Source organism: Phycisphaeraceae bacterium, assembly GCA_040222855.1.
Classification (GTDB): domain Bacteria; phylum Planctomycetota; class Phycisphaerae; order Phycisphaerales; family Phycisphaeraceae; genus Mucisphaera.
This window is the reverse complement of record JAVKCD010000025.1, coordinates 598,872-620,622: the sequence shown is the minus strand read 5'-3', so window position 1 is coordinate 620,622 and position 21,751 is coordinate 598,872. Positions and strand designations below refer to the sequence as shown.

Annotated in this window: 16 protein-coding genes; 5 read left to right on the top strand and 11 right to left on the bottom strand. The window is 60.9% G+C overall.

The features are described 5' to 3' along the window. Positions 1 to 109: 109 nt before the first annotated feature. Positions 110 to 1,051 carry a 4-hydroxy-3-methylbut-2-enyl diphosphate reductase gene (gene ispH / locus RIG82_12425; protein ID MEQ9461747.1) on the bottom strand — a complete coding sequence of 314 codons (942 nt, stop codon included), beginning with the start codon at positions 1,049 to 1,051 and terminating at the stop codon, positions 110 to 112. Between the two features lie 370 nt (positions 1,052 to 1,421). Between ispH and RIG82_12420 the strand changes: the two genes are divergently transcribed. After that, positions 1,422 to 2,315 carry an RNA polymerase sigma factor RpoD/SigA gene (locus RIG82_12420; GenBank protein MEQ9461746.1) on the top strand — a complete coding sequence of 298 codons (894 nt, stop codon included), beginning with the start codon at positions 1,422 to 1,424 and terminating at the stop codon, positions 2,313 to 2,315. Between the two features lie 31 nt (positions 2,316 to 2,346). Here the strand turns inward: RIG82_12420 and RIG82_12415 are convergent, their stop codons facing one another. Both RIG82_12415 and RIG82_12410 read right to left on the bottom strand, forming a co-directional pair. Further along, positions 2,347 to 3,396 carry a lipid A deacylase LpxR family protein gene (locus RIG82_12415; GenBank protein MEQ9461745.1) on the bottom strand — a complete coding sequence of 350 codons (1,050 nt, stop codon included), beginning with the start codon at positions 3,394 to 3,396 and terminating at the stop codon, positions 2,347 to 2,349. Positions 3,397 to 3,544: 148 nt separating this feature from the next. Next, entirely contained in the window at positions 3,545 to 4,177 is a 633-nt protein-coding gene (locus tag RIG82_12410) for a hypothetical protein (GenBank protein MEQ9461744.1), read from the bottom strand. Positions 4,178 to 4,299: 122 nt separating this feature from the next. Between RIG82_12410 and RIG82_12405 the strand changes: the two genes are divergently transcribed. Next, positions 4,300 to 4,740, top strand: a complete 441-nt coding sequence (locus RIG82_12405; protein MEQ9461743.1) for a (deoxy)nucleoside triphosphate pyrophosphohydrolase — start codon at positions 4,300 to 4,302, stop codon at positions 4,738 to 4,740. A 51-nt stretch (positions 4,741 to 4,791) separates the two neighbouring features. Then, positions 4,792 to 7,428: a hypothetical protein gene (locus tag RIG82_12400; protein ID MEQ9461742.1), complete on the top strand. Its 2,637-nt coding sequence runs from the start codon at positions 4,792 to 4,794 to the stop codon at positions 7,426 to 7,428. Between the two features lie 63 nt (positions 7,429 to 7,491). Here the strand turns inward: RIG82_12400 and RIG82_12395 are convergent, their stop codons facing one another. Both RIG82_12395 and RIG82_12390 read right to left on the bottom strand, forming a co-directional pair. Beyond that, complete coding sequence (locus RIG82_12395; protein ID MEQ9461741.1) at positions 7,492 to 8,895, bottom strand: DUF839 domain-containing protein; 1,404 nt, start codon at positions 8,893 to 8,895, stop codon at positions 7,492 to 7,494. 78 nt (positions 8,896 to 8,973) lie between these two features. Continuing rightward, positions 8,974 to 11,910: an FAD-linked oxidase C-terminal domain-containing protein gene (locus tag RIG82_12390; GenBank protein MEQ9461740.1), complete on the bottom strand. Its 2,937-nt coding sequence runs from the start codon at positions 11,908 to 11,910 to the stop codon at positions 8,974 to 8,976. 92 nt (positions 11,911 to 12,002) lie between these two features. On the opposite strand from RIG82_12390, the gene RIG82_12385 reads away from it, so the two are divergent. Next, the gene (locus RIG82_12385; GenBank protein ID MEQ9461739.1) at positions 12,003 to 13,040 is read left to right on the top strand and encodes an LD-carboxypeptidase; all 1,038 of its coding nucleotides are present in this window, start codon (positions 12,003 to 12,005) and stop codon (positions 13,038 to 13,040) included. A gap of 64 nt (positions 13,041 to 13,104) precedes the next feature. Here RIG82_12385 and dacB (RIG82_12380) read toward each other — a convergent pair whose 3' ends face one another. Genes dacB (RIG82_12380) through RIG82_12360 form a run of 5 tightly spaced genes read right to left on the bottom strand, consistent with a single transcriptional unit; the run spans position 13,105 to position 18,871 of the window. Beyond that, positions 13,105 to 14,541, bottom strand: coding sequence for a D-alanyl-D-alanine carboxypeptidase/D-alanyl-D-alanine-endopeptidase (gene dacB / locus RIG82_12380; protein ID MEQ9461738.1), 1,437 nt, complete (start codon positions 14,539 to 14,541; stop codon positions 13,105 to 13,107). Positions 14,542 to 14,570: 29 nt separating this feature from the next. After that, the gene (gene dacB / locus RIG82_12375; protein ID MEQ9461737.1) at positions 14,571 to 16,166 is read right to left on the bottom strand and encodes a D-alanyl-D-alanine carboxypeptidase/D-alanyl-D-alanine-endopeptidase; all 1,596 of its coding nucleotides are present in this window, start codon (positions 16,164 to 16,166) and stop codon (positions 14,571 to 14,573) included. Between the two features lie 51 nt (positions 16,167 to 16,217). Further along, the gene (locus tag RIG82_12370; GenBank protein MEQ9461736.1) at positions 16,218 to 16,760 is read right to left on the bottom strand and encodes a nucleoside recognition domain-containing protein; all 543 of its coding nucleotides are present in this window, start codon (positions 16,758 to 16,760) and stop codon (positions 16,218 to 16,220) included. Then, positions 16,760 to 17,764 carry a nucleoside recognition domain-containing protein gene (locus RIG82_12365; GenBank protein MEQ9461735.1) on the bottom strand — a complete coding sequence of 335 codons (1,005 nt, stop codon included), beginning with the start codon at positions 17,762 to 17,764 and terminating at the stop codon, positions 16,760 to 16,762. The genes RIG82_12370 and RIG82_12365 overlap by 1 nt, the downstream gene beginning before the upstream one ends. A gap of 60 nt (positions 17,765 to 17,824) precedes the next feature. Further along, entirely contained in the window at positions 17,825 to 18,871 is a 1,047-nt protein-coding gene (locus RIG82_12360; GenBank protein MEQ9461734.1) for a prepilin-type N-terminal cleavage/methylation domain-containing protein, read from the bottom strand. 209 nt (positions 18,872 to 19,080) lie between these two features. Here RIG82_12360 and RIG82_12355 point away from each other — a divergent pair, with 209 nt between their 5' ends. Continuing rightward, positions 19,081 to 20,091 carry a peptidoglycan recognition family protein gene (locus RIG82_12355; GenBank protein ID MEQ9461733.1) on the top strand — a complete coding sequence of 337 codons (1,011 nt, stop codon included), beginning with the start codon at positions 19,081 to 19,083 and terminating at the stop codon, positions 20,089 to 20,091. Positions 20,092 to 20,166: 75 nt separating this feature from the next. On the opposite strand, the gene RIG82_12350 is transcribed toward RIG82_12355, so the two are convergent. Further along, complete coding sequence (locus RIG82_12350; protein MEQ9461732.1) at positions 20,167 to 21,735, bottom strand: peptidoglycan-binding protein; 1,569 nt, start codon at positions 21,733 to 21,735, stop codon at positions 20,167 to 20,169. Positions 21,736 to 21,751: the final 16 nt, after the last annotated feature.

Genomic DNA, 21,751 nt, shown 5'->3' with positions numbered 1-21,751 from the left:
GACCCCGGCCACGCGGCCGGGGTCTTTTTTGTAGTCAGTTCGGTGGTAGAGCGAATCGTGATTGCAAGCGACAATGGCGACGCCTGCTGGAGACCTCAACCCAGATGTCTTAAGCGTGCTGCTTCTGCATCACACGCAAGGTGATCGGCAGATTGAAGTGCATCTCTTCCTCGACCACGCTGAACTCCTCGATCGTCCCGCCATAGGTCGTCTGCAGACGATGAACGATCTCCTGCACCAAGTCCTCGGGGGCAGAGGCGCCCGCGGTTACCAGCACCGTCTCCACACCCTCGAACCATGTGTCTTGCAGCTCACTCACGTCATCCATCAGAAACGCGGGCGTCCCGGAGTTCTCGCTGATCTCCGTCAGCCTCACCGAGTTTGAGCTGTTGTTGGAACCCACCACCAGCACCAGATCAGCGTCCTCCGCCAGATGCCGAACCGCGTGTTGACGATTCGTTGTCGCGTAGCAGATGTCCTCGCTCGGCGGAGCTTTCACCTGCGGGTATTTCTTCTGCAGCGCCCCAATAATCTGATTGGCATCGTCCATACTCAGCGTGGTCTGCGTGAGATACACCAGCGGGACATCATCTGGCAGCTCCAGCTTGGCCACATCCTCCACTGACTCGACAATTGTGATCGCATCGGGCGCCTCGCCAACGGTACCGACCACCTCGTCGTGACCGGCGTGCCCCACCAGCAGGATCCGGTATCCCTGCCTGGCGTACCGAACCGCCTCCATATGGACTTTGGTCACCAGCGGGCAGGTCGCATCGATCATCGTGCACCCCCGCTCCTTGGCTCGCCTTCGGACCTCGGGGCTGACCCCGTGGGCACTGAAGATGACCGTTGATGACGCGGGTACCTCGTCGATCTCGTCCACGAAGACCACACCCTGCTTCACAAACCGATCGACAACATGCCGGTTGTGCACGATCTCGTGGTAGACGTACAGCGGTCGCCCCACGAGCTTCAGGGCCTCTTCGACAGTCTGGATAGCCATGTTGACCCCGGCGCAGAAGCCGCGGGGGTTTGCGAGCATAATTTTCATGCCGGGATCATAGACGACCAGGACGCCCCGACAAAACGAGAGCCTAACCCGTCCCGGTTTTTACCCGTTTCACCAGTTTGCCCAGAAGGCCAATCCGGATAAACCGCCTTCTGTCTCAACGCCTTCTTGATGCAGCGGAAAGCCGACCTCACCCCCTCGCTTTGCCTCAAAACGCGGATATCATTCTGGCGAAGTGGGAGATAACTGCAGGCAAGTATTTCTGTGTCAACTAGCAGCATCTCTTATCAGACGCGTAACCATAAAGAAGACCTCTCCGATGGCCGATCGCCCCGTGGGGAACCTTATGCGTACGGACACCGCTCAAAAACCGACCGGCAAGCAGGCCCGACCTCGCAGGGAACGCAAGTCCATGACCACCAGTAAAGGCCTCAAGTCCGGTCTTGAACTCTACCTGAGCCAGATCGACGAGTCACCCCTCCTCACCGCTGATGAGGAGAAGCAACTCGCCCGGAAAATCATCAACGAGAACTGCGCCAAATCCCGCGAGCACATGATCCGGTCCAACCTCCGCCTGGTCGTTGCCATAGCCAAGCGCTACATGAATCGTGGGCTCCCGCTGGTAGACCTCATCGAAGAGGGCAACATCGGTCTGATGCGTGCGGTCGAGGGGTTTGACCCCGATCAGGGGGCTCGGTTCTCGACCTACGGCTGCTGGTGGATCAAGCAGGCGATCAAGCGCGCCCTCATCAACGCTGTCCAGCCCATTCACATCCCGGCTTACATGGTCGAGTTGATCGCCAAGTGGAAGCGTGCCAACCGCGAGATGGAAGAGCAACTGGGCCGGCAGCCCACGCTCAATGAGCTCGCGCAGCACATGGAGCTGCCCCCCAAGAAGATCCGCATCATCGTCAAAGCGGTCCGCGCTTCCCAGCGACCCACCCGTGGCGGCTCCGGCGAAGACAACGAGGCCCCCACGCTCTCCGAGATGCTTGCCGACGAGAAAACTCTTGCTCCCGACATGCAGGTCTCGCTCGATGACGATCTCAATGCCATCCGCGTGCTCCTGGAGGCGATCGACGATCGGGAGGCGAGGATTCTGCGATTGCGCTACGGACTCGATGGCAACGAGCCTATGACCCTCAAGGAAATCGGTGCCGAGATCGGACTCACCCGCGAACGTGTCCGCCAGATCGAGATCGAAGCCCTCCGGAAGCTCCAGAGGCGTCTCGAGAGCGATCGCCCCCTTGCCGCTGTCCGTGCCCGTCAAGCCGTCGAGGCCGAGCGTAAACGCCAATCAGCCTGAGCCATCGCAACGACACGATCACGTCATCGTTTCAGAGTGCCCACGACCAACTGAGCACCAGCCCCCCATAACTGTGCGGGCGTGTCTGCCCCTCAAACTCATCGGTCAGAAACCGCTGGTAGAAGCCGAAGCGTAACTTCCCGCTTCCCAGTCGTTTGACCGCTTCAAGCCCGATCTCAACACGACCGACCACTGGCATTACATCCAGCCCGGTCGATGTCTGGAAGTCGCTGCCCTCAATAAACGTGTCGTGCTCGACGAGCATCCCGCCAGCCCGCACATACCCATAAGCCCACCACGACTTTTCCAGGTCCAACGGTGACACCTCGACAAGTGACGGCAACCCAGCTAGGGGAGCGGCAGGGTCATTGAGTTGGCTCGGCCCAAAGTCGTTCGGTAAGGCCATGAACGAGGCCCGCCAGAGAACATCGGCAGCGACATGCCGCCTGACCGTTCCGAGGACGAGTTCGACGCGGGGGATCAACTCATGCCTCAAGGCGTCCCCACGCTCGTACAAAGCCCATCGCCACTTCTTCCTCGCCATCATCTGGAACGTCGGCTCGTCATCGAGCTGGGTATCCCATGCTTGGGGCTCCTGAATTCCCACGGCGTCATGCCAGTTTTGTTGCGTGATCTCGGCACCGGAAGCCTCTCCGATGACCCCTAAATCGATCTGGAGATGATCAAGTGTGCGCACATCCGCCCGCTGGACGAAGACACTCGCGGCCACGTAGCCCGCGTAGCGCCGATCCCCATTGGCCGCCGTTGGGAGACGCAGATCATCCGGCGTGTAGATCTGCTGCTGGAGCATATAGCCCGCAGCGGTCGCGGCGGGGCGGTCGAGCCCATCAAACGATGGCAGCGTTTTCGAGAAACTCTCCGCCCAAGCCGGTTGGTGAGCCACCAGCAGGCCCAGCCCGCTGGTGTACTGGCGATCGGTCCGGTCGATCAGTTTGAGGGGTGTCGAGTCATTCTCGAAAAACAAAGTGATCTCGGCACGCCGCGCCGAGGCCGCTTGAGCGCCCTCAGCCGCAGATTCCGCAGGATTATTGTCCGCGAAAGACCGGGTTTCGGTGCTCACCAACAGGGCGCACAAGATCAAAGATAGGGTCAACCAGCCATTGAGGCGTCCTGCCGTAATCCTGCGAAGCGCATCCTGCATCCGGGCACTGTCCCCAAACCGCAGCCTGCAGGCAAATACCAGCCGCCAGTTCCGAATCCAGAACGACTCACGCGGCTAGGGAGTCCAGCCATTGAGCACGAACCCCTTGGCCCCGAGGCCAGGTCGCCAGAGCTACCTCAACGAGTTCTTCGGAGCCGGGATCATCGAGCGGGCGACGTTCCTCCAGAGCGGTCAAAAGCGCAGCGATGCCCACCAGCGACACCTCATCGCGAACCGGTGCCAGCAGGTACACGGCAAAAGCCGAACTTCGGACCCTGTCTGCTTCCCGGCAATCCGTCGTGGTTCCCAGAAGCCCGTCAGAGGCCTGCAGACTGGCCAGGGTGAAGCTCAGCTCTCTGAGTCGCTGAAGCACAGGTGTTTCGAGGTCTGCGTCCACGACGCCTAGGGACAACGCTCTTGCCAGACCCGCCATCTGGGCCACCAGCACGACAATCTCCTGACCTTCCAGCGTCTGCTGACTCATAAGCAGTCGCTCCATGATGGTACGGCTGAGCTGGGTGGGCCCGTGAGTAAGCTCCGCCACGCGTCGCAGGGCAAGCCCAAGGCCAGCCTCGATCGAGTGTGAGAGCTGAAGGCGGATCGGCAAGGGCAGGAGGGTTCCGTTACGAGCCAAATCGCCCAGGAGCTGGTCCGTATCGCTGGAAAGCACATGTCGCTGAATCTGAGGTAATGAGAGCATAAGCCACTCCGTTCGTTAAATGTTTGGACCTAACAATACCCGTAATCATTCTCCTGTCAAGCGTTAGTTCGGGTTTGATTCGGTAATTTTTACATAGGGTGCTCATGCCGTATCCTGAGTGGATGAAGCAGGTTCCGCATCTCTCGGTCACCGCCCAGCCCATTGACGTCGGTCTGGGTGTCATCAGACGTTCCGATGCTGGTCATCCTGATCGCGTTCTGGTCACGCTCCGCCGCGGCGACACGGTTCTGCCAGGGCTCTGGGAAATCCCTGGCGGCAAGCGTGAAGGTGACGAGTCGATCGAGGCGTGTGTGGCCCGAGAGTTGTATGAAGAAGTCGGACTGAAGGTCGCGGTCGGTCAGGGATTAGGCGTTTGGGAGCATCACTACCCGCACGCACATGTTCGGCTCCAAGCGTTCTGGTGTTCCATCATCGAGGGACAGGCTCGCCCTATCGAGGTTGAGCAGGTCGCCTGGGTCGATGCCGAGCAACTTCTGGAGCGCGATTACCCAGAGGCCAGCCTTGCGCTGATCCAACGCATCGCCGAGGCCCTCCGCATCTAACCAGACCCGGCTTTTTTCGTGGAATTCCTGGCCGCTGGTCGATCCTAAGCAGTGATCGCCGGTGTTGTTCGCGCGATCAGCCTCCGCCAGGACCAGCGACACAAGAAGGTGCACTCCGTGACGATTGATGCAGCCCGGCCTGCTGCCTTCCGCCCCCTCCAGATCACGCTGGTGTGTCTGACGCTGATGCTTGTTTTGCCGGGTCTGGCGATCGCTCAGAACGATCGCCCGCTGTCGTTGGCGAACGCTGGCATCTTTCTGCCTCAGGAGCGGATGACCGAGGAAATCGCTGAAGAGGTGATCGACGTGGTCCGTTCGCAGGCCACCGCGGCCCTTGGCTACCAGATCATCCCGGACCCCGGGGCGATTCTTCCTACCGGCCCCCCCGACCTTCGCGGCACGACCTATTTGCGCCGCCGCACCTCGGCTGGCGAACACTACATCCAACTCGGCTACCGACTCTTCGATCACCAGCCGCTACACCTATGGGTCTACGGGCAGACCATCACCCCCAATGGTGCCGCGGCTAACAACGACCTCGACGGCGTCCGCGAGCTGATCGATCAGACCGTGAAGAATGTCGATACCTTCTACCGGCGTGTTCGCGCAGCAGAACTCGCCACAGGCATCATTGATCTGAGTTACATCGAGGCCGATCGGTGCATGGGCATCCTTAAGGGGCTCGGCTACCAGACGATCAACTTCAAGTTCGGTAGCGATGACAAGAACAGCGTGGGTGGTGCCCGGATCATTGAACCGGCGGAGGAGATCGATGTCCGCAACGTGCCGATCATCATGTCGCTGCCCGGTGCTGAGGGAACGGGTCTTGTTGGGCTCGGTGCTGACCAGCGAGCTACGGGAAGCTTCAAGCTCTCGATTGTGCCGAGTATCGCTGGCGAGATGGAGAACTTCACCTCGGCCACGCCCCTGATGCAGTTGATGGTGCTCTATGACCCCGCTTACCCCGAGGTGTTTTCATCGCTGGTCAAGCGTATCCGCGAGACAATCGATGTCCCGGCCCGCCAGCTGGTGATCGAGGCCATGATCCTGGAGATCTCGGAAACCGGTTTGAATCGACTCGGAGTCCAGTGGGAGCTCTCCGATGTCCCGCAAGGTTCGATCGAGGCACTGAGTCTCGGACGATTACCCGAGTTCAACAGTCGGCTCGGCGAACGCGCTACGTTCGACCTGACCCTTGCGGACATCGCTGGCGACTGGCGCACGCAGGTCCAGGCCCTGGTCAGGACGGGAGACGCTGAGATCCTCAGCCGCCCGTCGGTCCTCACGCTCGATCATCGGCAGGCCTCTATCCGCGTTGGTGAAGACATCCCCATCGCCACCTCCATTCGTGGCGCAACCGGTGGCGACACCATCCAGTTCTCCTTCGACTACATCCCCGTCGGCATCCTCCTCAACGTCCGCCCGCGCATCGCGGCGGATGGTCAGGAAGTCACGATGCAGGTCGACGGCATTGTGTCCAACGAGGTGCCGGGTGGAGACCTCGTCGTCGTCGATCAGGATGGCAACGAGCTAGGCCGCGCCCCGCGGATCTCTTCACGGCGAGTCCAGACGCACACCCGCATCGCCAATAACACGCCGTTTATCATCGGCGGTCTGATTTCGAATGAAGTCAACGAAGAACAGGACAAAGTCCCGCTGCTCGGCGATATCCCGGTCGTCGGCAACCTGTTTCGTTCCTCTGTTCGTGAGCGCGTCAAGCGCGAGGTCATCATCGTCATCACGCCCTACGTTCTGCCGGTCACAGGCATCGCTGGCCGCGTGCTCCCCGAAGACAAGGACGTATTTGATTCATTCGACAACGAGCTCTTCGGCGAGGTCTACCGTATCCGCGCCGAGGATGTGCCCGACCTGGCCTTTCTCAACGACAACCCCGAGCTACAGCGTTCACGGGATGCAGCCGAACGCGTCATCCGTACACGCCCGGATTTGGCTACGCGCTACCCGTTCAATCAGTTTCTCGAAGATCGGATCCCCGGCGAGGAGTTTCTCGTTTATCACCTGATGTACGAGGTCATCGCGAGGCGTGAAGTCGAGGAAATCATCAGGCCGAGGAAGATCATCTTCTACCAGCCCCGTGAGGACAGGCCCTCTGGCGCTGGCGTCGAGTTCCTGATTCCTTATCTGGGTGAGAAGCTCAACATCACCGTGCCGCGAATCAGCATCGGCTTCCGCTGGTTGTTCAACAAGATGCCGGGTCGTGCGCTGGCCCTGACCTACACCGTTCAGAAGGATTACCCGGCGCACCGTGTTCTCGACAAGGCTCTGCCCGAGGTTCGTCTTGTGGACTGCCCGGATCAGGACACCTTTCGTTCCCTGCTCTACGAACTCAACCGCCCCGATGCCAACGGCCACGCCCGCCATACCATCCTTATCCGGGATGAAGACGACCTTACACGTCTGATGCGCTGCATCGTGCTGCGTTACGCCGTCGATCTCAACACCGATCAGGCCAAGCCGAAACTCAAGGACTTCAATCGCGGACGCCAGCTCATCATGCCCGAGATCAGCGAAGATGAGATCTTCCTGATTGACCACGAAGTGGCACGCTATTTCTATCTCTCTGTCGAGTTCGGGGCCGCCTTGCTCGAGACGATCCGTAAGGATTCCGAGGCACTCCGGCAGGAGATCGAAGAAGTGGAATCAGGCATCACCATCGGCGGGCGATAGCCCTTCGATCAGCATCGACTTGATTGCGATGTCTCGTGTGGCATGAAGTGAGTGCTACCCGCATCAACTCACTCGCTTGCCCCAAGGTCCGGTGACCGCCAGCGTCAGCCCATTCTTCTGGATGTTCACAAACATCGTCGATCCATCTGGCGAGAAGCATGCCCCGGCAAACTCCGAGCTGCTGATCGTATTCTTTGCCAGCTTATAGACCTGCCCCTCTGGCGTCACGCCAACGACAAACTGCTCGTCCGCGCCGTCTTCACAGATCACCACATCGCCCCACGGTGCGATGGTGAGGTTGTCGGCCATGTCCAGCACCCCGCGATCATCTGGTTCGATATACAACTCCAGTCGTCCGGGGAATCGGGCTTCATCGGGCGTGCCCTCGAAACGGCTGGGCACATAGCGGAACACTTGCCCGCCACGCTTGGACCCGCCGCTGGTGCAGGCAAAGAAAATCGAGTCGTTGCCGTACCACATTCCCTCACCACGCGCGAAGCGCGCCGCACCCTTGCCATAGCCCTGGAATCGCAGGTCGTCCTTCGGAGCCTCGACGTTCTCGATATCCACCCACCGGACCGACAGGGCTTCTCGCACAGGGATGTGCAGGCCTCGATGTGAGCCATCGCGGTTGGTGTAGTTGAAGGTGTCAGCCGAAGCATGGTCCACCAACGCCAGCGCCTGCAGCTTGCCGCCTTGAGCGAGCTTCCCGGCGACGTTCGGGATGAAGCGATAGATCAGGCCATCGCCACGATCCTCGGTCTGGTAGACGATGCCGGTCTTCGGATCGACAGCGATCGCCTCGTGATTCATCCGGCCCATCGCCTTGAGTGCGACAGGCTTCTCCAGCCGAGGCGTCACCGAAGCGGGTACGTCGAAGTTGTAACCGTGATTCTCAGCAAAGCCGTTGCCCTTGGCAGTGACCGATTCCTCGCAAGTGATCCAACTCCCCCAAGGCGTCGGCCCGCCCGCGCAGTTGCGAATCGTCCCAGCCAGCGACAGGAAGTGTTTGTCGAGCTGCCCCGTCTTGGTGTCGTAGACGAGAGTCGTCGTCCCGCCTAGGCAGGGCGTCTCGCCGTCATAAAGCAGCGACCGATCAATCTTGCTCATCAGCCGACCGTCAGGGCCGAACGGACTCTCGTTGGTTTGCGTTGGCTGCATCTCGTGGTTGCGCACGACGATCGTCTTGCCATCCGGCCCGGGCAGGGCGGCCATCCCATCGTGCATCCCCGGAACCAGCAGGCCATCGTCCATGACCTCGCCCAGCCGAGAAATGATCCGGTAGCTAAAGCCCTCAGGCAGCGACAAGACCCCGGCGGGATCAGGCATCAGCGGGCCATAACCCGTGTTCCCCGTAGCCGCCGCGAGCGTGACGCCGGAGGTTCGGCACAACAGATCAAGCCCCGCAAAGCCCAGCGAAACCGCCGCCGCACCCTGAAGAAAAGATCGTCGATTCATCTGCACCATCTCAAGCACTCCTGTTGGTTCGCATTCGATATCTCTATGGAGATCATACGCGGCCTCGCGTTCAGATCAGGTTAAAGATCAGGACGACGGTTCTGCGGCCATGACTTCAACCCAGTGCTTCGCTTTGACGCCACCAAAGTCAGAGACCTGATGCCGGCAGGAGAACCCGCAGGCCACCACGGTCTCACCCGCAGTCTTGCTTTGCTCGACCGCCGGACCAAGCCGCTGGTCGTAGACATCTTTGGACACTTTGTATTGCTCATACCCAAACGATCCCGCCATCCCGCAACAGCCTGAATCGACCTCGTGGAACGACACCCCGCCCGCTTGCTCCAGTAGCGATTTCATGCCCGCGGTGCTCTGGAGTGCCTTCTGGTGGCAGTGGCCGTGAATCAGAAGCTTGTCGAACCTCGACTTGAGCCTGGCGGGCAGCCTTCCCGCCTCCGCCTCCTGAGCGAGGAAGGCATCAATCATCATCACCTGCGGGGCCACCCGCTGCCCAAGCTCGACATCATCGATCAGATCGGGCAGGTCATCAGACAGGGACGAAGCGCAGCTCGGCTCCAGGCACAGAATCGGCAGGCCCCGCTTGGCATAGCCGTCGAGATTCCGCAGCGTCTTCTCTCCATCACGCTTCGCCGCCCGAACCATCCCCTTCGACAGACGTGGTCGCTGACAACACCCGGCTCTCGCCAGCGTCACTCGGTACCCACACGCTTCGAGTAACTCCACCGCCGCCTTGCCGACGCTCGGCTCGAAGTAGCTCGCATAGGTGTCGTCGAACAGAACAACCTCGGTCTTCTCGGTCCCGCTGGCCGGGCGCGAACGCTTGCGGAACCAGCCCTGCAGGGACCACGAGGCAAACTTTGGCAGTGGTCGTCGTGAATCGATCCCCGCCACCTTCTCAAGCACCCACTTGAACGGCGAGAGACCCTGCACGAAGTTGACGACCGGCGCCAGCGGTCCGCAAACCAGCCGCGCAGCCGTCGGCGAATCTCCCATTAACCGATAGCCCACCGGTAGGCCGCCCTGGTCGTGCATCATCTGCAGCACGTCCGATTTCATTTTCGCCATGTCCACAGCGTTGGGGCACTCGGTCTTGCACGCTTTGCACGCCAGGCAAAGCTCCAGGACTTCTTTCATCCGCTTGCCGGTCATCGCGTCCACACCTAGCTGGCCCGACATCGCCATCCGCAGCGCATTGGCTCGACCGCGCGTCGATGCTTCCTCGTCCTTGGTCGCCATATAGGAAGGGCACATCGTCCCAGAGCCCACTTTGCGGCACGCTCCGACGCCGTTGCACTGCTCGACAGCGTGCGCAAAACCGCCTTGGTCCCGGTAGTGGTAGTTCGTCTTTGACTCGGTCTCTCGGATGACATCGAGCCGATACTCCTTGCCGTACCGCAGGTGCTCGGTCATCGACGGGGCATCGAGAATCTTGTTCGGATTCATCAACCACGCCGGGTCGAACAGGCTCTTGACTTCCTCGAAAGCGTGATAAATCTGGTCTCCGAAGAACGGCCTCACGAACTCACCACGTACCAATCCGTCGCCGTGTTCGCCAGACCACGACCCGCCATATTCCTTGCACATCTTAAACGCCGCCCAAGCAATCGCCCGCATCTTCTGCTGCTCTTCCTCGTGATGCAGATCAATCAGAGGCTTGATATGCAGCACACCGACCGAGGCGTGCGCGTAGACCGCAGCACTGGTCCCGTGCTCCTCACAGACTTTCAGCAGCCGCTCGACATATGCCGGAAGATGCTCGACGGGGATGCAGGCATCATCCACAAAGTCCAATGCCTTCCTGGGCCCTGGCGTGTTCGAGATCAGCCCCAGCCCCAGTTTCCGAACGTCCCACGCCTCGGCGATCTCCTTAGGATCACGACGCACCGCCTGCGCGAATCCAATGCCTTTGGACTTCATGTCCTCGGCGAACCGCTCTGCCTTCTGCGACGCGTCTTCCTGATCCATCCCATAAAACTCGACGATCTGAACCGCCTTGGGATGCCCCTCCATAAAGTGACACAGGTCCTTAGTCGCCGGGTTGACCATCGCTTGGTCGATGACATAGTGATCCAGCAACTCCACTGCTGACGGCCCGTGCTCCAACATCGCCGGCAAGCCGGTGAGCGCCGGGAGCAGCTCATCAAAGTGAACGACGCACAACGCCGTCGCCTTGGGGTTCTCGACGAGCTTGATCTTCGCTTCAAGAAGGACGCCGAGCGTTCCCTCGGAACCAACGATCAGATCACTCAGATTCCAAGGCGTCGTCGCCGGGTCACTCAGAAACGCATCGAGGTTGTAGCCCCCAACCTTGCGCATCACCTTCGGGAACCGCGCCGCAATCTCCTGCTTATTCGACTCAATAATCTGTCCAACTCGCCTGTAGATCGCCCCTTCGCGATCGTCCTGCTGGCTCTTGGCCGACCACCGATCCCAATCACAGGCGTCCAGGTCCAGTACGGTCCCGTCCGACAGCAGCACCCGGCATCCGATCAGGTTCTCTTGCGCCTTGCCATAAAGAATTGACCGTGTCCCCGACGAGTTGTTCCCAATGATCCCACCCACCGTCGCCCGCGAGCCCGTCGCGGGGTCCGGAGCAAAATGAAGCCCGGCCGACTTCAACTCCGCATTAAGCCGATCTCTGACCACACCCGGCTGCACCCGCGCCCACCGCTCCTCCGCGTTCACCTCCAGCACACGGTCCATGTGCTTGGACACATCCAGCACCATGCCCACGCCATGCGTCTGGCCAGACAGCGACGTCCCCGCGCCCCGCGCCGTCACTGGCAGCCCGTGCTTCGCCGCCACCTGCACCGCCGCCACGCAGTCCGCCTCATCCATTGGTACCACCACACACGTTGGCATGATCTGATAGTGCGATGCGTCCGTCGCGTGGATCCCCCGGCTCACGATGTCCGTCATCACCTCCCCACGAGTTACGGCCTGTAAGTCGCGCTCGATCGCTGGAAGATCGAAAGTCCGGTGGGTCGTCGCAGCAGGCTGAATCATCACTTAAACATCCTCACAAACTCTGAGAACCCAAGATGATAGGGCACCCGCCAGCCCCCGCCACCCGGCCCCGATCCGCTACCCTGTCTGGCATGCCAAACCCCGCCAAAACACGTGTCGCCATCGTCGCCCCGTCCTCTGTCGTCCCGCCGATTGAGCTGGAGATCGGACTCAGTCGCCTCCGCAATGCCGGCTTTTCTCTCAAGGTCGCCGACCAGGTCAGCCAAACCTGGTACATCCACGCGGGCACCGATCAGGCCCGTGCCCAGGCCCTCTACGATGCTGGCCGCGACCCCGATATCGACATTGTCTGGGCCGCCCGAGGCGGATACGGCGCCGCCAAGCTACTGCCCCTGCTCGACGAGAAAGCCACCAAGCACGGCGTCCCTCCACACAAGCTGCTGATCGGCTACTCCGACATCACCGCACTCCACGCCTACGTCGCCGACCACTGGAACTGGTCCACCCTCCACGCCAACATGCCTGCCTCACTCTCGTTCAACACCATGGACGCCACCGAGTTCGAGACCACTCTCGCTTGGGCTCATGGCAAACAAGCGCCACCCGCCTGGCACGGCCAAGCCTTCCGCTATCTCACCGACGCGCCCGCGAAGCCTGTCAGGGGACCGGTGGTGGGGGGGAATGTCTCGGTCTGGAACGCCCTCTTCGGCACACCCTGGCAACCCAAGTCCAAGAGCGGAAAGATCCTCTTCTTCGAGGACCTCAACGAGCACCACTACCGGCTCGACGGCTTTATCACCCACCTCTGGCAGTCCGGCTCATTCGATGACATCGCAGGCGTGGTCCTCGGCGACTTCACCAACTGCGACGACGAAGCCGGCAAACGCTTGGCCTCCGCACCCGACCCCTCGGAACTCCCCGAACTCGCGGATCGGGGCGTCTCCCATCTCCCCGCCGGTCGCCTCGCTGACCTCCGCCCGCAGGTCTCCCAGGCCGAGGCCCTCGAACACATGCTGATCAACCCCTGCCGCGAACGTGGCATCCCGGTTCTCACCGGCCTCCCCGTCGGTCACGGCCCCGGCTTCGCGCCACTACCCCTCGGTGCCACCTTCGAACTCACCCCCGACGCCCACTTCAACCTTGTGAACTGGGATTGGCTCAACGCCTGAGTAACGATCGAAGTCGCTGGGCGGCCGAGGTCAAGCACGGCGAGCCCTCGACTCAGAAACTCAACTAATCCCAATCATCCCACTGCTGGACCGTCACGCAGGCCTCGTCCATCGCCGCCAGCACCTTCCCTGCATTCCCGCCAGCGACCTCGTTATAGATCAGCGAATAAACAACCTTCCGACCCTCCTCTGTCTCGATATACCCGCTGCTCGCCCGCACCCCCGAGATCGTTCCCGTCTTTCCTCGGACCTTCCCGGCCACCTCCTTCATCCGATTCCGCAGCGATCCCCGCTCGCCGGCGATGGCGAGGGAGTCGTAGTAGGTCGCTGCATATTCGTGGGAAGACATCAAAACCAAAAGTCCAGACAGCAGGAGCGTCGTGACGCGGTTGTCGTGAGACAAGCCAGAGCCATCCAAAACACGGGCATCATGCACCAGCGTTCTTATCTCCTGAAGTTGGCCTAGGACTTGAAGCCCGGAAAGCTCCCAGTCTTCCACAATCTCATCATTCTGATTGATTGCTCTGGCCGGAAACGCCATGCGCATCAGTGCATCCGCCATCATGTTCTGGCTGTTGCTGTTCACTCGCTTGAGCACGGGCAGCAGGGGGGTCTCATGGGCCACAACCAGCACGGCTTCAGCCGATCGTTCTGCGTTCGGCTGCCAAATAATCTCTCCATTGATCTCAATCCCCCGCCGCTCCAGATGCGCCCTGAGCGCCTCCGCAAAAAACCGCCCCGGATCATCCACCGGCTTGTAAAACGTCCGCGTTCGCTCCACCTTCCCCGTCACGATGTACTCGTGCTTCCCAGGCGTCTTGTCCACCCGAAGTGATCCTTCACCACCCGTCCGATTCTCCACCCGGATCATCGCCGCCTCGGGCAGATAGCTCACCCGGCCCACCCCATCACTTCCCTCGATCGGCTCCACCACGATGTCAATACAGTTGTTGTTCAGGTTCAACCCCGCCGACGGAGCCCCGTACCAATGCACCAGGTTTCCACGGCTCCATGTCGGACTGATCCACTCATCACCGAGCGCCCCGTCGTAGTAACGCAGGTCACCCTTGATCTCCGTGATTCCCCTCGCCTTGAGCGCCTCCGCCCAGTCATCAAACCCCGCCAGCATCGTCCGCCCCTGATCCTGCATGATCGTCAGGTCCCCGAACGCCGGATCACCCGTCCCCACCACCACCAGATCATCACCCGCCAGATACAGATAAGTATCCAGCGTCGCCTCCGGCCCCAGCTTGTCCAGCGCCGCCGCCGTGACCAGCAGCTTCAGGTTCGACGCCGGCTTCACGGGCTGATCCGCATTCTGCTCGAAGATGACCGCGCCAGTCTCCAGGTCCACCACCCGTGCCGCCACCACCAAACCTTCCTGATCGACTTGATTCAGGATGGCACCGACCCGCTCCCCTAGCTCCGCCACCGTTGCCCAGCAGGCACCGGCGACAAACAACAACCAGACCACAGCCAGACAGCTCGCAAAACGCCTCATGCATCAATCCTCAATCAGTCAACAACAATTTACTCCGCAGCCGCAGCCGCAGCCGCAGCCGCAGGCTCCGGCGACCAGTCCGCCCCGTAGTACATCACCCGCACCGCCTCATCCTGTAGCGCCCGCGCCGCCCGCGAACTCGGGTTCCGGTTGTGGATGATCGAGAAGATCAGCTCACGTCCATCCTCGGTCGTCACATAACCCGACAGCGCACTCGCGCCGGTGATCGTCCCCGTCTTGCCCCGCATCGCTCCAGCGATATCCGTCATCCGCCGCCGCAGCGTCCCGTCCACTCCAGCGATCGTCAGCGAATCCTTGAACATCGCCGCATCCTCGTGCCGGTGCATCACCAGGAGCATGTCCGAGATCATCCGCGCCGTCACCCGGTTGTTGTGAGACAACCCCGATCCGTCCGCGATCACCAGCCCGATCGACTCGATGCCCTCCTCCTCAAACCAGGCCTCCACGGCCCGTCGCCCCGAGAGCCACGACCCCGGATACGGCCGGTCATTCGCCCGCTGATGCGCCAGACCGGCCGCCTTCATCAGCGCATCGGCAAACAGGTTCATACTCGGCTTGTTGGTCCGCTTGAGCACCTCGTCCATGGTCGATTCGTGCACCGCCACGACCCGCTCGTCCCCATCGATCCCCGCCTCTCCGGGCCAGACTCCCTTCCGGACCCCGCCGGTCACGACAATCCCCCGTTCCAGTAACGCCGTCCGCAGCGCATCGCCAAAAAACATCGCCGCGTCCGACACCGGCAAACTCGCCGTCATCGGTCCGTCCTTCAACTCGCCCGTCAGCACATAGGTGTTCTTGCCCGACACCTTGTACACCGATGCTTGCTCGTGAGGCTCCACGCCATCGTCCGTCGTCATCCGGTTGACCACCTCGACCGACTGCGTCGCTGGCACCAGCGACACCTTCACCGGCCGGCCAGCGGAAGTCACCTCTGCCGTGATGTCCACACAGTTGTCATTGAGATTCAGCGCCGACACCGGGGCCCCGTAGTAATACAGCAGGTCCTCCGGCCACCAGCTCGGATGCGTATGAAAGCTCTCGTATGCCGACTCATCCACCACGATCCCTCCGCTGACCTCCGTGATCCCCGCTGCCTTGAGCGCATCAGCCCACCGATCAAACACCGCCAGCAGCTCCTCGCCCCGAGCCTCTGCGATCGCCGGGTCCGCCACCGCCGGGTCCCCCGTCCCCACCACATAGAGGTCTTCACCCTCTCGCGCCAGATACGTCTTGAACGTGTGCTCCGGCCCCAGCACCTCCAGCGCGATCGCCGTGCTGATCAGCTTCATGTTCGACGCCGGCTTGAGCGGGTAGTCCGCCCACGCATTCGCAGTCAACTCGTCCCCGGTCTCCGCATCCAGCACACGCACCCCCACCACCGTCCCGGATTCCTCCAGCCGATTCAGCACCTCATCCAGCCGCAAGCCCAACAACTCACCATAAGACGCCTCTGTAACAGCAGGGGGGTTGCTCGCCGCCGTCGGCCTCGGTTCGAGCATCGTCTGACAACCCGCGAGGCAGGTCATCATCACCAACAACAACACCACAAGGCTCGGACACCAGCCCGAGGTGATCACGTCACGCCGCCGAGAAACGTCTGCCATAACGAATCAACTCCATATCAACCAGGGACCATGCTCGATCGGATACAAGACTCAACCATTCAGCCACTGCACAATGTAGATCGCCATGATGATGGCAAACACATCCGCCGAAAGCCCCACCAGCGCCGCGTGACGGATCTTCCGGATCCCCACAGCACCGAAATACACCGCGATGATGTAGAACGTCGTCTCCGTCGATCCAAAAATCACCGCCGAGATCTTCGTCACGATGTGATCAACACCGTAGTTGTTGACCATATCACCCAGCACGCCGACCGACCCGCCACCCGTCAGCGGGCGCGTCACGGCCATCGGCAGGATCTCAGGCGGGATCCCCAGCACCTCAAACGCCGGTCGCAGAAACTCCGCGATCGCGCTGAGCCCACCCGATTCCCGCAGCAACCCGATCGCAAACAGAATCGCCACCAAGTACGGGATGATCATCACCGCGATGTTAAACCCCTCCTTGGCGCCCTCCACAAACTCCTCGTACACGTTCACGCCACGCAGGATCCCGATCACCGGGAACCCCACCATCATGAACAGCACCACAAAGACACCGAAATCCGTCGCGTACTCTCGCAGCAGGTCCATTATGCCCCACCCCCTTCCGTCGGAGCCGACACAGGCGTCTTCGCCGGGTTCGTCCTCCCGAATGAACCCCAGCCCTCAGTTAGCTTCGCCAGGGTGATCGCAAACACCAGAGACAACCCCGTCACCAGCAGGATCGACAGATACAGGTCGATCGCCACCACGCCCATGATCGCCATCACCGTCACCGGCGGGATCAACTGCACGCTCGCGGTGTTCATCGCCAGCAGCATCACCATACTGTTCGTTGCCGTGTCCTTCGTGCTGTTGAGCTTCTGCAACTCATTCATCGCCTTGAGCCCCAGCGGGGTTGCAGCATTGCCCAGCCCCAGCACGTTCGCCGACAGGTTCAACGCGATCATCCCCATCGCCGGATGCCCCTTCGGGATCTCCGGGAACAACGGACCCAGCACCGGCCGCACGAACCACACCAGCAGGTCAATCAGCCCCGCCTTCTCAGCGATCCGCAGCAACCCCAGGAACAATGCCAACACCCCGATCAGCCCCAGAGACAGGGTCACAGCGAACTCCACATCATCAAAGGCCCGTGCCATCAGACCCTTGAGCTTCAGCAGCCGTACGGACTCGAAATCTAGTCCCCTCCCATCCGCCGTCACCCTCGCCACGATCCCGCCGTTGCGCAGCTGATTCGATTCGATCCCCACAATCGTCGCCAGCGGCTCCGGCAACACCGTGTCCCCAGGCAGCACCAGCTCCACGACGCCATCCGACGTCTCCCGAATCTCCCCAGCCAACGGCTCGCCCAGCAGACGCTGGATCTCCTCCGCGGCACCCACATCCTCAATCCCGAAATGAGACACAAACGCCCCGGGTAGGATCGTCACCTCCACCGGCCGAAACGTCTCCGTCAGAGCCCCCTCGTATGAAAGCTCGACCGGCACCGCCTCCCCGTTCCGATACCGATCACTCGTGATGTCCGAAAAATCCGCGCCGAATGCAAAAAGCAGGGCCGCCACCAGCAGCCCCGCCCAGATCCAGTTCATCATGCCATCATCCCTTCACGCCAGCCTAAGCGAGATCAAACCGCGCCAGCGTGGAAGGGAGAGTTACCAGAGATCCCACGGGTTGTCGAGGTAGGCACCGCCCTGGACGTTACTGTTGGTGGTCCCGCCACCACGTTGCCCGCCACCAGCACTAACGCCCTCGATATCGCTTGCACGAATTGAGGTCAGTTCGTTCAGGTCGTAAGGGTCATCAGGAACATCCAGTCCTGGCTCAGGATCGATAGCTACCGGACTTGCATGTCCATCCGCCCATGCAACATTGATGCTATTGCTGTGCCTGGCGTGTGCATAGCCTCCCTGTCCAGCAGCGGCATCACCAGCCGGATACAGATACCCAACACCCTGTGTCGCACCGCCTTGGTTCAAGCCACCCGCCGAAGAACCTCCGCCACGCTGACCCGACCCGCCTCCGGACGAAGAGAGCTCCAATGCCCTGTCCTTTGAATCTGCAAAAGCAATCGTCTCGGTAGGATTACGAACCCAATCCAGATTGGCGGTATTGATTGGCCCTTCTGACGTCACTACGTTCAAGCTCTGGTTCTGTTGATATTGAGCATCCATTTGACTAACGCTAATGCCTGGGATGGTGAAGCCGGTGCCAAGCTTGCCGAACCAGAAGCTATTGGTCAGGAAAAAAGCATTGGCACCGTAATGCACCGTGTTCCATCGGCTGTTCCCGGGGTGGTTAGCATCCGAGGAACTACCGGTCCGATCAATACCCGCTTCAAGCAGTTCCGAGTGTGAAGTCTCGAAGCTTGGGCAAGTAAAAGTTGCAGGTCCAGGCATGTAGCTGCCCAAGACTAGCTTTGATGACCACCAGTACTCAGTAGTATTCCCAAGTCGCATGGAAAATGGACTGGCAGTCATGCTTTCGGCATGTCGGACATAGAAGCCAGCATTGTCTGTAGCGTACGAGTAGTTCGCTATCGCCAACTGCCGAATGTTCGACAAACATGCCACATTCCGCGCCGTGTTCCGCGCCGCCCCCAGGGCCGGCAGCAGGATCCCGATCAGCAGCGCGATGATCGAAATCACCACCAGCAACTCAATCAGCGTAAATGCACTGTTTAGGGTCTTACTCAGTCTCATAGAATCTGTCCTCAATTTTGGTTTGACTCACGGAAGCCCGACCCAGAACCACAAAACCCGCAGGCCACGAGACGGCTCTACATCATCATTAGGGATTAATCGACTTCCGCGATCTTCTAGACTTTAGTATAAGACTTACATCGGCCGCAGGCCAAAAACTTCGCCACAGGCAGCTCGGTTTTAGCCATGACACCCTCCGGAGCCTTTTTATGCCCCTCTTTGCCCGACTCGCCCTCTTGCCCATCCTCACAGGCATCCTCCTGATGACCGGCTGCTCCGCCACCCCCGGCACCAGCGCCTTCGAACGCCAAGGCGACGAGATCGTTGCCGCTGGCCAGTATTTCCACACCGGAGCACCTGTCGTCCTCTGGACCGACCCCAACGGCTACGACGCCTACCGCGTCGAACGACGCTTCTCCGCCTGGGAAGAATCCCACTGGGACGCCTCCAAGGAGTTCGTCCGCGAGCCCAACCGCTTCAACCTCCGCCACAAAGGCGACTGGCCCGCCGAGACCCTCGAACAGATCCGAGGCGGCGGCTGGGACCTCCCCCTGCTCCAGCGCACCGTGGATCAGTTCGTCATCCACTACGACGTCTGTGGGACCTCCCAGCAGTGCTTCAAAGTGCTCCATGACATGCGCACGCTCTCGGTTCACTTCATGCTCGACATCGACGGCACCATCTACCAGACCCTCGACCTCAAAGAACGCGCCTGGCACGCCGGTCACGCCAACTCCCGCTCCATCGGCATCGAGATCGCCAACATGGGCGCCTACCGCGACCCCAACGATCCGGTCTTCGACCGCTGGTACGCCCGCGATGACAAAGGCCGTGTTCGCATCACCGTCCCCGAATCCCTCGGCGATGGCGGGGTCCTCACCAAGAACTTCGTCGGCTACCCCATCCGCCAGCACATGATCGAAGGCCCGGTCCAGAACGAAACCCGTTACCAGTACGACCTCACGCCCGAGCAGTATGACTCCCTCATCAAACTCACCGCTGCCCTCCACAAGGTCTTCCCCCTCATCGAACTTCAGTACCCCACCGACCCCAACGGCGACCCGCTTATGGTCGTGATGCCCATGGAAGAACAGGAAAACTTCCGCGGCCTCATCGGCCACTACCACCTCACCGAGGTCAAGCAGGACCCCGGCCCCGCGTTCGACTGGGACCGTGTCGTCGAGGGTGCCAAGAAGGAACTCGACGGCATGCCATTCTGATTCCGGGTGGCACATGGCACACCTCTGGCGTGCTGCGTGAGGAACCCCATCAACCCAAACCTTGTAAGCCGCGGTTTAACACCGCGGCTTTCTTCTTAGCATCGTCGTAGCCAGCACAAAGGCCAACTGGCCAACGGGCTCTGGCACCCCTTGTCCCCCGCCAAAGTTCCCGGCCAGCAGCGACAGGTCAATCAGGTCCGTCATCCCATCGGCGTTGAAATCACCCCCGCCCCAACCAAGATCCGCTAGCCCGAACCCACCAGCCAGCGACGACAGGTCGATGAGATCAACCCCGCCATCGAGATTCGCGTCCCCGTAGACCGTACCGAACTCGTTCCACACCAGCTCATCCAGATCGTCGCCATCGACGACACCATCGCCTGTGAGATCAAAATAGAACGGGTCCCCGCCCAGATTCGATCCCAGTAGGTCGATATCCGCCACAGTGAGCACGTCATCCAGGTCGAGATCGCCGTCAGCCACCGAAGGCCCCGACGCCGGCCGCGTCCGCTGCAGGTCAATATGCAGGTGATTCAGGTGCACGCCCGAGGAATCACCGACCGCGACCGACGTCCCCGTTTGCCTGTTGAACTCCTCCCGGACGTCGTTGTTGCTTACAATGATCCGCCAGACCCGCGCCCCCGAAGGCGTGTTCTCATAAAACGCCCGCATGATCGCGACCGCCTCCAGCTCATCTGCCGACAGCGACCCGTTGCCGTAGTTCCACACCGAGCTCGGGATATGCACATCGATATCCAGCCCCGCCTGGTGCGTGCTGTGACAGCAGACCGACCCCACACCGTCCCGCATGGTCATCGCGTTGATGTGCTGACCCGGCATCGCTTCCGATGCCGCCAGCACCGTGTCAATCGTCCAACTCGACGCGTAACGCTCACTCGTGCTGGTCCAGATGTCGAAGTTGCCCCGCACCCCATTCGGATGCGTCACGACCGATCCGCCGCCTCGCTGCCCACCCGCTGAAGGCAGATCAGGGTCAATCAGGTTCACCCACTCCGGCGTCCCGCCCAGATTCAGATAAGCCACAGTCCCCGCATCCAGATTCCCACTAAACCCGCCGGGATTCACTTCCCCGGTAGCCGTCACCACCGCCTGAAACAGCCGGACCGCCGACTGTGTCGCCGCGCCAGTCAGCCCGTCCACCACCAGCGACCCTCCACCCGCCTTCTGATAGCCCAGAAAGTTCAGCCGCTGCTGCGCCGCCGCGACCGCCACACTCGATCCATCGTTAGGTATCCGCAGCGGACCGTCGTAGGTGAACCCAGGCCGCACCGTGACAGCGACATCCTGTGCTAGCCCATCAATCGTTACAGGAACCTGCACCGTCCCCTGGAACCCTCGGTCAAGGATCGACTCGGTGCTCCGCCTTGGCGTGTTCACAACACCCGGCACGACATAAAAACGCCCGGTCTGTGCAAACGGCAGTCCCTCCACATCATCCGAAGTCAGGACCTCAAACCCGCCGCCAATGACCGACCCAAGATCAAAGCTTGTCCCACCCCGTGCCGCCTTGAGATCAACCCGGATCAGATCGCCGACCCGGCCAAACACCTCGATCGTCCCGGCAGCCGCCACCATCGGCGAAACCAGCAGAGCTAGCAGAGCAGGCAGCAACCGAAACATCATGGCGGGCCCTTCAAAA